A 1,484-nucleotide genomic window follows, 5' to 3' on the forward strand; every position below is an offset into this window, starting at 1 on the left:
ACGAGGGAGCCGTCGGGGCCGATCTCCAGGACCGTGCCGATGTCCTGGGCCCGTAGCGCCCGCACCCCGTCCGCGAAGCGGACCGTCGCCCGCACGTGCCGCACCCAGTACTCCGGAGTCGCCAGCTCCGCCCCCGCCACCTCACCCGTCACGTTCGACACCACAGGAATCGACGGCTCACGGAACGTCACCCCGGCCAGCACCCCGGCGAAGTCCTCCAGCATCGGCTCCATCAACACCGAGTGGAAGGCATGACTCACCGCCAGCCGCTTCACCCGCCGACCCACGGAAGCGAACCCCTCGGCCACCTCCCGGACGCCGTCCTCCACACCCGAGAGCACCAACGACGACGGACCATTGACCGCCGCCACACACACCCCCCCGGCAACCTCCGACTCCGCCGCCTCCACAGCCCACATCACCCCACCCGACGGCAACCCCTGCATCAACCCGGCCCGCGCCGCCACCACCCGACACGCGTCCTCCAACGACCACACACCCGCCACATGAGCCGCCACCAACTCACCCAGCGAATGCCCCATCACCACATCCGGCCGCACACCCCACGACTCCAACAACCGGAAGCACGCCACCTCCACCGCGAACAACGCCGGCTGCGCCCACCCCGTCGACTCCAACTCCTCCGCGAGACCGTCGAAAACGACTTCCTCCAACGCATCCGGCAACAACCCTGCAAACCCCGCACACACCTCCCCGAACGCCGCCGCGAACACCGGAAACGCCTCGTACAACTCACGCCCCATACCGACCCGCTGCCCACCCTGACCCGAGAACACCACCGCCAGACCGCCGGCGGTATCGCCACCCGTGCCACGTACGAGCCCGGGGTACGGCCGGTCCTCGGCCAGGGCGTCGAGTGCGGCGCGGAAGGTCTCCTCGTCGGTCGCCGCGACGGCGGCCCGGTGGTCGAGCGCCGCGCGGTGCGCGGCGAGGGTGAGGCCGATGTCGTGCAGGGCCGGGTTCGCCGCTGCGCCGTCCAGGAGGTCACGCAGCCGTGCGGCCTGGGCCCGTAGCGCGGCCGTGCTCCGGGCCGACAGCACCAGGGGCACGACAGGCGACGGACGGCGGCCCGGCAGGTGGTCACCCGGCGCGGCCTCAGCGTCCGGCCCTGCCTCAGCATCCGGCCAGGCCCCGTCACCCGGCCCGGTCTCGTCGCCCTGCTCCAGGATCAGATGGGCGTTGGTGCCGCTGACGCCGAACGACGAGACACCGGCCCGGCGCGGACGGTCCGTCTCGGGCCAGGGCAGGTTCTCCGTCAGCAGGCGCACCGCGCCCGCCGACCAGTCCACGTGCCGTGTCGGCTCGTCGACGTGCAGCGTCCGCGGCAGCACTCCGTGCCGTAGCGCCAGCACCGTCTTGATGACTCCCGCCACACCGGCCGCGGCCTGGGTATGACCGATGTTCGACTTCAACGACCCCAGATACAGCGGCCGTTCACGATCCTGCCCGTACGCCGCCAGCAG

1 protein-coding gene is annotated in these 1,484 nt (G+C 71.7%); it reads right to left on the reverse strand.

Annotation, left to right across the window (positions count from 1 at the left end):
- On the reverse strand, positions 1-1,433 hold a 1,433-nt coding region (locus P1P70_RS44530; protein ID WP_319248184.1), incomplete at its 3' end, for a type I polyketide synthase.
- Between the last annotated feature and the right edge of the window lie 51 nt (positions 1,434-1,484).

It is taken from the genome of Streptomyces sp. MB09-02B, assembly GCF_033794485.1.
Lineage (GTDB): Bacteria > Actinomycetota > Actinomycetes > Streptomycetales > Streptomycetaceae > Streptomyces.